Annotated in this window: 10 protein-coding genes; all 10 read right to left on the bottom strand. The window is 70.0% G+C overall.

The features are described from left to right. Positions 1–59 precede the first annotated feature (59 nt). A complete protein-coding gene (locus tag V7Z97_RS18140; protein WP_334164846.1) occupies positions 60–671 on the bottom strand; it encodes a GNAT family N-acetyltransferase in 612 nt (203 codons plus the stop codon). 35 nt (positions 672–706) lie between these two features. Continuing rightward, entirely contained in the window at positions 707–2,032 is a 1,326-nt protein-coding gene (locus tag V7Z97_RS18135) for a M16 family metallopeptidase (protein ID WP_334164845.1), read from the bottom strand. Then, a complete protein-coding gene (thrC, locus tag V7Z97_RS18130; protein ID WP_334164844.1) occupies positions 2,007–3,398 on the bottom strand; it encodes a threonine synthase in 1,392 nt (463 codons plus the stop codon). The genes V7Z97_RS18135 and thrC overlap by 26 nt, the downstream gene beginning before the upstream one ends. Next, positions 3,398–4,156, bottom strand: a complete 759-nt coding sequence (locus V7Z97_RS18125; RefSeq protein ID WP_334164843.1) for an SURF1 family protein — start codon at positions 4,154–4,156, stop codon at positions 3,398–3,400. The genes thrC and V7Z97_RS18125 overlap by 1 nt, the downstream gene beginning before the upstream one ends. Beyond that, positions 4,149–4,508, bottom strand: coding sequence for a DUF983 domain-containing protein (locus V7Z97_RS18120; RefSeq protein ID WP_334164842.1), 360 nt, complete (start codon positions 4,506–4,508; stop codon positions 4,149–4,151). The genes V7Z97_RS18125 and V7Z97_RS18120 overlap by 8 nt, the downstream gene beginning before the upstream one ends. 1 nt (position 4,509) lies before the next feature. Continuing rightward, positions 4,510–5,379 carry a cytochrome c oxidase subunit 3 gene (locus tag V7Z97_RS18115; RefSeq protein ID WP_334164841.1) on the bottom strand — a complete coding sequence of 290 codons (870 nt, stop codon included), beginning with the start codon at positions 5,377–5,379 and terminating at the stop codon, positions 4,510–4,512. A 109-nt stretch (positions 5,380–5,488) separates the two neighbouring features. Then, a complete protein-coding gene (locus V7Z97_RS18110) occupies positions 5,489–6,100 on the bottom strand; it encodes a cytochrome c oxidase assembly protein (RefSeq protein WP_334164840.1) in 612 nt (203 codons plus the stop codon). Beyond that, positions 6,078–6,230, bottom strand: coding sequence for a hypothetical protein (locus tag V7Z97_RS18105; RefSeq protein ID WP_334164839.1), 153 nt, complete (start codon positions 6,228–6,230; stop codon positions 6,078–6,080). Before V7Z97_RS18105 ends, V7Z97_RS18110 begins: the two co-directional genes overlap by 23 nt. Beyond that, the gene (locus tag V7Z97_RS18100) at positions 6,231–7,199 is read right to left on the bottom strand and encodes a heme o synthase (RefSeq protein WP_334164838.1); all 969 of its coding nucleotides are present in this window, start codon (positions 7,197–7,199) and stop codon (positions 6,231–6,233) included. 79 nt (positions 7,200–7,278) lie between these two features. Beyond that, on the bottom strand, positions 7,279–8,579 hold a 1,301-nt coding region (locus V7Z97_RS18095), incomplete at its 5' end, for a cytochrome c oxidase subunit I (RefSeq protein WP_334164837.1).

The following is an 8,579-nucleotide window of genomic DNA, read 5'->3' as shown; positions in this document are numbered from 1 at the left end:
CCCACGTCCACCGGTCGCTCGACATGGATCTTCAGCCGCCTGGCAGAACAAAACGCCGGTCAGACCGACACACCCTCGTCCGGCCCTTCCGGCGCGCTGAGCGGCGACGTCAGTCCGAACAGGACATGGTCTCGCCAGACGCCGTTAATTTTCAGATAAGACTTGGCGTAGCCCTCCTCCACGTAGCCCGCCTTGGCGAGCAGGGTGCGGGAGGGCCCGTTCTCCGGAATGCAGGCCGCTTCCAGCCGATGCAGGCCGAGCGTCCGGAAGGCGAAGTCCGAGACCGCCTTCACCGCCGCCAGCGTCAGCCCCTGGCGGGTGAACGGCTTGCCGCACCAGTAGCCCACCGAGCCCATCTGGGCGACGCCGCGCCGCACGTTGGACAGGGTGATGCCGCCGGTCAGCGCCCCGTCCTCGGAGCGGAACACGAAGAACGGATAGGCCGCGCCCAGGTCCCGGTCGCGCTGGTAGGCCGACAGCCGGCGGCGGAACGCCGCGCGCGACAGGTCGTCCGCCGGCCAGGTGGGTTCCCAGGGCTGCAGGAAGCTGCGGGAGACGGCCCGCAGCTCGCGCCATTCGGGATAGTCGGCGGCCCGTGGCGGCCGCAGCACCACGCCCTCGCCTTCCACGCGAAGGCCGCTCTCCGGCGAAATCCAGTCCAGCAGGGCCATGGCGCGCGCAGCGTCGCGGAATTCGTGGCGCGCGGTCAATAGGTTGGCGAGAAGCCGATGGCGGCCATGCCGAACAGCGAGGCCTCGAACACCGGGGCCGCCCGCAGCGCCGCCTTGGGCCCCAGCACGGCCACCGCCGACTTCCGCTCCCGCAGGATCCACTCCACCAGACGGGCGATGTCCTCGGCGGTGACGGAGTCCACTTCCCGGGCGACGATGTCCGGGTGCAGGGTGCGGCCGAACAGCAGCACCTGGCCGGCGGCCTGCTCGGCCCGGGCCAGCGCCCCCTCCCGGCCCATGAACATCGAGCCCTTGAGCTGGGCCTTGGCGCGGGCGAGCTCGTCCTCGCCCACGGGCTTGGTCAGCTCGACGATCTCGCCGGCGGTCACCCGGGCCAGTTCTTCGGCGTCGGTCGCCGCGCAGCCGGCGAACACGCCGAGCGCGCCGGTGTCGGCGTAGGTCTCCGAATAGGCGTCGATGGCGTAGGCCAGGCCGCGCTTCTCGCGGGCCTCCTGGAACAGCCGCGAGGCCATGCCCCCGCCGAGGATCTCGGCCAGCAGGCGCAGGGTGAAGTAGTCGGGGTCGAGCACCCCCACGGCCGGCAGCAGCAGGACGACGTTGGCCTGCTCCAGCTTCTTGGCCACCGCCCGCACGCCGGCTTCGAAGTGCGCCGGTTCCGGCGGCGGCAGGGACGGACCCTCGGCGTGGCCGAAGTCCCGCTCGGCGAAGCGCAGCAGCTCGTCCTCGTCCACGGCGCCCGCCGCGCTCACGACAAGGCTCTCGGGGGCGTAGAGCGCCTGGCGCCAGTCGCTCAGGGTCTCCGGCGTCGCCCGTCCGATCGACGCCGTGGTGCCGAGGATCGGCCGGCCCAGCGGCTGGCCGGCGAAGGCCGCCTCCTGCGCCAGCTCGAAGACCAGGTCGTCGGGGGCGTCGGCCGCCTCGGCGATCTCCTGGGCCACCACCTGCTTCTCGCGGGCCAGGTCGGCGGCGTCCATGGCGGGCCTGAGCACCAGGTCGGCGATGACGCTGGAGCCGAGGTCCAGGCCGTGCTTCAGCGCCCGCACCTGGAAGCTGGTGCGCTCGTAGCCGGTGGCCGCGTTGATGTGGCCGCCCTCCGCCTCGATCACCTCGACGATGCCGCGGGCGGAGCGGCCGCCGGCGCCCTTGAACACCATGTGCTCCAGGAGGTGCGACCAGCCTGAGCGGGCCTCGTCCTCGTAGCGAGCGCCGCGGCCGGCGACCACCGAGAGCGCCACGGTCTGCAGTCCGGGCATGGGGTCGCAGACCACCCGTACGCCGTTCGACAGGGTGTGGACGCGCGGCGTGGCGTCGGGGTCAGGCGTTGGCGAAGGCGCGGACATATTCCTTGATCGTTTCGGGTTCGGCGGGCAGCCGGTCGAAACGCTCGGGACGGTCGGCAAGGTCCAGGGCGCCGCGCGGCAGGGCCGGCGTCACGCCGGAGGCCTCGGCCACGTCTTCCGGGAACTTCGCCGCATGGGCGGTGGACAGCACCACCACCGGGCCCGGCAGGTCGGCCACGCGCTTCAGCGCCGCCACGGCCACCGCGGTGTGCGGGTCGATCAGTTCGCCCGTCTCGTTGAGCGTCGCCACGATGATCCGGCGCGTCTCGTCCTCGCCGACGGCCACGCCGCGGAACATGGCGCGCATCGCCTGGAAGGCCTTGGGCGGGATGTCGATGGCGCCCGCGGTGGCGAAAGCCCCGAAGGCCCGCGCGGTCTCAACCGGCTCGCGCTCGACGCTCTCGAAATAGAGGCGCTCGAAGTTCGACGCCGACTGGATGTCCATGGCCGGCGAGATGGTCGGCGTCACCTGGCCGCGGACGTAGCGGCCGTCCTCGAACGCATGGGCCAGGATGTCGTTTGAGTTGGTCGCCACCACGATGCGGCCGATCGGCAGGCCCATGCGGCTGGCCACATAGCCGGCGAAGGCGTCGCCGAAGTTGCCCGAGGGCACGCAGAAGCTGACCGGCCGGTGCGGCGCGCCCAGCGCCACGGCGCTGGTGAAGTAGTAGACCGCCTGGGCCGCGATCCGGGCGAAGTTGATGGAGTTGACGCCCGACAGGTCCACCGCCTGGCGCAGAACCTGGTCCTGGAAGGCCTGCTTCACGATCGCCTGGCAGTCGTCGAAGGTGCCGGCCACCGCCACACAGGCGACGTTGGGCTCGGTCGCGGCGGTCATGAACCGGCGCTGGACCTCGCTGATCCGCCCCTCCGGGAAGAGCGCCACGACCTTGACGTTCCTGCGGCCGCGGAAGGCCTCCACCGCCGCCCCGCCGGTGTCGCCGGAGGTGGCGCACAGGATGGTCTGGGTGCGGCTCTGCTTGCCCAGCACATGGTCGTACAGCCTGGCCAGGATCTGCATGGCCACGTCCTTGAAGGCGAGGCTGGGGCCATGGAAGAGCTCGGCCAGGAAGGCGCCGGGCGAGAGCTGCACCAGCGGCACGACAGCCGGATGGTTGAAGGTGGCGTAGGCCTCCCGGCACATCTCCAGGAGTTCGTCCTTGGGGATCTCGTCGCCCGCGAAGGCGCCGATCACCGCGGCGGCGACCTCGGCGTAGGGCCGGCCCGCGAAGGCCGCGATCTCGGCGTCCGTGAAGGACGGCCAGGTCTCCGGCACGTAGAGGCCGCCGTCGGGGGCGAGCCCCGCCAGCACTGCGTCGACGAAGCCCACCGAGGGCGCCTGCCCCCGGGTCGAGATGTAGCGCATCAGGATTTCCGCCTGCGGAAGAGCATGGCGGCATAGACGCCGGCCAGGGCGCCCGCAAGGCCGAACCAGGTGACGGCGTACTCCAGGTGCCGATTGGGGATCTGCGCCGGCAGCGGCGCGGGCACCAGGGCCGCCCACTCTGGGTTGGAGGAGGTCTCGGCCATCAGGAAGATCGGCGCGGGCGTCTGCGCCTTCAGGGCCGCGGCCATGGCGTCGACGTCGCGGGAGAACCAGCGGTCGGGACGGTTGGGCGGCGTCACGAAGCTGGCCGGCTCCGGCGGCCGCAGGACCCCGGTCACCTTCACCGGCGCCCGGCCGGCGGGATCCACCGGCGGCCGGGCCGAGATGGTGTCGGCGACGAAGCCGCGGTCCACGAGCACGGTGCGGTAGCGCAGGGCGTCAACCTCGCAGGCCGAGATCAGCCGCACCCCCGACTGTCCCTCGCGCAGCCCGTAGAGCTCGACATAGGGCGCGGTCGCGAGCCCCGGACAGGTGGCGGTCACCCGCACGAAGCCCACGTCCCGCCCGTCGGAGAGGGCGTCCAGCACCGGGCCGACCGGTTGCGGCGGGGAAGCCTGGAGCTTCTCGATGCGGGCCAGCACGTCTCGCTTCCAGGCCAGCCGCTGCAGCTGCCAGGCGCCCAGGCCGACCAGGATCGCCAGGGCCACGAGCGTGACCAGGGTCAGGCCGAAGGGGAAGCCGCGCCGGCCGGGGCGGCGGTCGCCGATCGGGACCTCCGGGTCCCAGGCCTCAGTCATGGCGCGCTTCGGAGGCCTTGTTCATGAACTGCGCCGCCAGCATGACGCCCTTCATCGGGCGCAGCATGGCCAGCACGAGGACGAGCGTGCCGGGCAGCCAGAGGACCAGGTGGACCCAGACCGGCGGGCTCAAGGCGACCTCGGTGAACAGGGCCGCGAAGGCCACGATGAACCCCGCGATGAGGATCACGAACACCGCCGGTCCGTCGCCGGAATCCGCCTTGGCGAGGTCGAAGCCGCAGGCTTCGCAGCGGGGCGCCACCGTCAGGAAGCCCTCGAACAGGCGCCCCTCGCCGCAGTTGGGGCAGCGGCCCGCGATCCCCGCCAGCAGCGGGTTGCGGGCCTCCGCCACCTCAGTGGCCTCCGCCGCCGAAGACCACGTAGATGAAGGCGAACAGGAACAGCCACACGACGTCGACGAAGTGCCAGTACCAGGCCGCCGCCTCGAAGCCGAAGTGCTGCTTGGGCGTGAAGGCGCCGTTCATCAGCCGGATCAGGCAGACGATCAGGAAGATGGTCCCGATCAGCACGTGGAAGCCGTGGAAGCCCGTGGCCATGAAGAAGGTCGAGCCGTAGAGGCCGGAGTTCGCCGCTTCCTCGTTGAAGAAGTACTGGTGGTCGAGGATGTGGGCGTACTCGTACACCTGGATCGCGGTGAACATGATCCCGAGCAGGACGGTCAGGAGCAGGCCGAGCTTGGCGCTCTTGCGGTCGCCCTGCTGCAGGGCGTGGTGGGCCCAGGTGATCGTGGTGCCGGAGAGCAGCAGGGTCAGGGTGTTGACCAGCGGCAGCTCCCAGGCCGGCACCGTCTCGACGCCGTGCGGCGGCCAGGTGGCCCAGGCGGTGCGGACCTCCTCGATCGAGGCCAGGGTCCGGTGCTCGTGGAAGAGCGCCATCTCGAAGAAGACCCAGAACCAGGCGACGAAGAACATCACCTCCGAGGCGATGAACAGGATCATGCCGTAGCGCAGGCCGATGCCGACGACGGGGGTGTGGTCGCCCTGGTTGGCTTCCTTCACCACGTCCCGCCACCAGCCGAACATGGTGTAGAGCACGCCCGCGAGACCCGCGGCGAACAGCCACCAGGTGCCCTTCTCCAGGCCGAACAGGCCCTTCATCCAGGCCACGCCGCCGACAGCCATGACCGTGGCCGCGATCGAGCCGGTGAGCGGCCACGGGCTCGGGTTGACCAGGTGGTAGTCGTGTTTGACGCCTGCGGCCATTTCGGTCCTAACCCCTCGCAAGTCCCCAACGCGCCGGACAGAGTCGCGCGCAGTCAAAAGTCGCGCACGCTATAGCCTTGCGTCGAGGCCTCCGCCAAGGGGGAAAGGCTCAACCGGCGTTCGACGGCTTGTGCGCCTGCGCCGTCTCCGGCGCGGGGGGCGCCTCGACCGACGGGAAGAAGGTGTAGGAGAGCGTCACCTCCTGCTCCCCCCGGGTGTCGAAATCCGACGCGAACTTCGGATCGACGAAGTAGAGCACCGGCATGTCCACGGTCTGGCCCGCGGCGATCGTCTGGTCGGAGAAACAGAAGCAGTCGAGCTTCTGGAAGTAGAGGCCGGCCTCCTCGGGGACCACGTTGAACACCGCGCGGCCGGTGATCGGGGTCGCCCCGTTGTTGGTCACCCGGAACAGCGCCAGCTTGGTCTCGCCGATCTTCGCCTCTTGCGTCCTCTGCTCGGCGGTGAAGGTCCACGGCAGGTTGCGGACGTTGGCGTCGAACCGGATGGTCAGGGTCTTGTCCAGCACCCTGTCCGGCGCGACCTCGGCCTTGCGCACCGTGCCGTCGAAGCCGGTGAGTTCGCAGAAGGCGCGGTAGAGCGGCACCGAGGCGTAGGCCGCCCCCACCATGCCGAAGAAGGTGGCCCCGCAGATCAGGCCTACGCGGCGGTTGCGCCGCTGCTGCGGGGTGAGTTCGCGCTTAGAGCCGGGGTTCAAGGACACTGCCGCCAAGCCTCACGATGGTGACTACGAAGACCAGGATCACGAAGAGCAGGAGGCCGAGCGCGAGGGCGATGTTGCGGCCGCGCCGCGCCTTCGTCTCGGCTTCGGTCTCACGGGCTGGATCGCTCATCTAGAGGACCTCCAGGGCTTTCAGCCCCATCAGGTGTTCGACCAGCAGGGTGGCGAACAGCAGGGACAGGTACAGGATGGAGAAGGCGAACAGGTTGCGCGCGTCCTTCGCCCCGGCGCGCACGTCGTAGAGGCCGTCATCATTGCGCTGGCCGGCCGCCTCGCCGGCCCGGCTGCGGTAGAGCCGCCAGGCGAGCAGAAGGAAGACCAGCCCCCCCAGGCCGGAGACCGCCAGATAGGCCGCCCCGCCGAGGCCGGTGAAGGCCGGTGCGATCGCCACCGGCACGAACAGCAGGCTGTAGATCCAGATCTGCCGGCGCGTGGAGGCCGCGCCCGCCACCACCGGCATCATCGGCACGCCGGCCTTCTGGTAGTCCTCGCTGGTGTAGAGGCTGAGCGCCCAGAAGTGCGGCGGCGTCCACATGAAGATGATGGCGCACAGCAGCCAGGCGTTCAGCGGCGCGGTCCCCGCAGCCGCCGCCCAGCCGATCACCGGCGGCAGCGCCCCGGCGAGGCCGCCGATGACGATGTTCTGCGCCGTCCAGCGCTTCAGCCACATGGTGTAGACCACGGCGTAGAACAGGATGGTGAAGGCGAGCAGGCCCGCCGCCAGCCAGTTCAGCGCCATGCCCATCAGCATGACCGAGAACAGCGAGAGCACCACGCCCAGGGTCAGCGCGTCGGCGCCCTGCACCCGGCCCGCCGGCACCGGCCGCCCGCGCGTGCGGCGCATCTTGGCGTCGATGTCGGCGTCGTACCACATGTTGAGGGCGCCGGACGCGCCCGCCCCCACGGCGATGCACAGGATCGCCACGGCCCCCAGCACCGGGTGCAGGGGGGTGTCGGCGGCGACCAGGCCGGTCAGGCCCGTGAACACCACCAGGCTCATCACGCGCGGCTTCAGGAGCTGGACGAAGTCCTGCCAGCGGGCGGGGATGCGGGCGGTGGGATGGGCCGTAGCCATGGCCATGGATGATACTCGTAATGTCCGAAGGGCGCGCCCCTTGCGGAGCGCGCCCCTCTAAGATGGTCCCGGAGGCGCCTGCGTCCTAGTGGACGTCGGGCTTCACCACCGGCAGCTCGTTGAACTGGTGGAACGGCGGCGGCGAGGACAGGGTCCACTCCAGCGTCGTGGCGCCTTCGCCCCACGGGTTGGCCTCGCCCTTGCGGCGGAACACCATCGCGTCGAGCAGAACCACCAGGAACACGCCCACGCCGGCCAGGGTCACCGCGTAGCCGAACGAGGAGACCTGGTTCCAGAGCGTGAAGGCGTCCGGATAGTCCACGTAGCGGCGCGGCATGCCCTGGAGCCCCAGGAAGTGCTGCGGGAAGAAGATCAGGTTCACGCCGATGAAGGTGACCCAGAAGTGCACGGCGGCGAGCCACTCGCGGTACTTCACGCCCCACATCTTCTCGAACCAGTAGTAGAAGCCGGCGAAGATCGCGAACACCGCGCCCAGGCTCAGCACGTAGTGGAAGTGGGCCACCACGTAGTAGGTGTCGTGCAGGCTGTAGTCGATGCCGGCGTTGGCCAGCACCACGCCGGTCACGCCGCCGACGGTGAACAGGAAGATGAAGCCGATCGCCCACAGCATCGGCGCCTTGAAGTCGATGGAGCCGCCCCACATCGTCGCGATCCAGCTGAACACCTTCACGCCCGTCGGCACCGCGATGACCATGGTGGCCGCGGTGAAGTAGGCGCGCAGGTTCACGCTCATGCCGACCGTGAACATGTGGTGGGCCCACACGACGAAGCCGATGAAGCCGATCGCCACCATGGCGTAGGCCATGGCCAGGTAGCCGAACACCGGCTTGCGCGAGAACGTCGAGACGATGTGGCTGATGATGCCGAAGCCCGGCAGGATCAGGATGTACACTTCCGGGTGCCCGAAGAACCAGAACAGGTGCTGGTACATGATCGGGTCGCCGCCGCCGGCGGCGTCGAAGAAGTGGGTGTTAAAGTTGCGGTCGGTCAGCAGCATGGTGATGGCGCCGGCCAGCACGGGCAGCGACAGCAGCAGCAGGAAGACCGTCACCAGCACCGACCAGACGAACAGCGGCATCCGGTGCAGGGTCATGCCCGGCGCGCGCATGTTGAAGATGGTGGTGATGAAGTTGATCGCGCCCAGGATCGAGCTCGCCCCGGCCAGGTGGACCGAGAGGATGGCCAGGTCCATGGACGGGCCCGCGTGGCCCGAGGTGGAAAGCGGCGGATAGAGCGTCCAGCCGCCCCCGAAGCCGGTGCCCGGCCCGCCGTCCACGAACATGGACAGGCACAGCAGGACCCAGGCGGCCACCAGCAGCCAGAACGAGATGTTGTTCATCCGCGGGAAGGCCATGTCCGGCGCGC

It is taken from the genome of Phenylobacterium sp., from assembly GCF_036821595.1.
Lineage (GTDB): Bacteria > Pseudomonadota > Alphaproteobacteria > Caulobacterales > Caulobacteraceae > Phenylobacterium.
The sequence above is the reverse complement of the archived record's forward strand: the minus strand, read 5'-3'. Positions and strand labels throughout refer to the sequence as shown.